This is a genomic window from Aminobacter sp. P4_H6_2, assembly GCF_056400805.1.
The window spans coordinates 1-1,063 of record NZ_JBFUKO010001034.1 but is presented as its reverse complement, the minus strand read 5'-3'; the positions used below and the strand labels follow the sequence as shown (position 1 = coordinate 1,063).

Below are 1,063 nucleotides of genomic sequence, written 5' to 3'. Positions count from 1 at the left end.
AATTATGACAATGCTCGTCTTGTCCGTGGCGCTGGTGATCATGACTGCAATGGCAGGGTCGTCGCGTACCTTGTATCAAGGTTCTCATGATGGCTGGCTGCCCAAATATTTGTCCAAGCTCAACAGTCACGGCGCTYCCGTGGCAGCCATGTGGACCGATCTTATCTTCAACGCCTTTTTGCTCATGCTCTCGGACTACGTGTTCCTGATCGTACTGGCCAACACCACCTACATGATCTTCGTGTTCTTAAACCTGCAGGCTGGCTGGCTACATCGGATGGATCGGCCTGATGCGCCTCGACCCTATCGGTGCCCAACTTGGTTGCTTTGGGTAGGGGGAGTTTGTGGCTATCTCAATCTTCTCATCATGGGGTGGGGAGCTGATTTTTGGGGTGAGCGCGCATTGCTTACCAGCCTCCTGATCACCGCAGGCATCATTCCAATTTTCCTCTTTCGACATTACGTCACTGATCGTGGCCGCTTTCCCGATTGGATGCAGGAAGACTTGATGGACGGTAAGAACTTGATCAAGAAGCGCGCGGGCATTCTGCCATACGTTGTGCTCCTTACCGGTGGCGTGACGATTTATATCGGGCACCTCCTGGCAGCAAGCAGCATGTAAAAGGCACCATTGCCTACATAGCCCTTGGTATCGCAAGGCCCTGGCGGATCTCATTTCCGCCAGGGTCTTTCTGTTTGAAGGCTAATCTTAGACCCTTTCACACCTTCTAAAGCGGCCGCGCGGCAACTGACGATTGCTTCCTTGGCGATACGCGCAGAAGCGCGGCTCTAAAAAGTTTCTTCCCTCGCCAGACAGCTCTGCTCCTGCTTAGCCAGGCAGGGCATAGCCCAAGTGCCCCTATCTATTGCCCAAGGCTGCCTAGCGGCTGGCAATTGCGCCCCACAACATTGTCCAGACAGGGTCGCCCAGTATATCGGAAATTGATGCGATCAATGTTTTGCATAATGATTCAGTATGTTGAAGAAAGATTTTTCACAGACAATACTCAAACACAGTCATCTCGATGGAAGAAGTGCGGGTGACATAGGTCATCTCAAGTAC

At 52.2% G+C, this 1,063-nt stretch carries 1 protein-coding gene; it reads left to right on the top strand.

The window, feature by feature from the left end:
- Positions 1-622, top strand: a 622-nt coding sequence (locus AC1DUU_RS32715; protein WP_476787435.1) for an amino acid permease, incomplete at its 5' end; no start/stop codon positions are given.
- Positions 623-1,063: the final 441 nt, after the last annotated feature.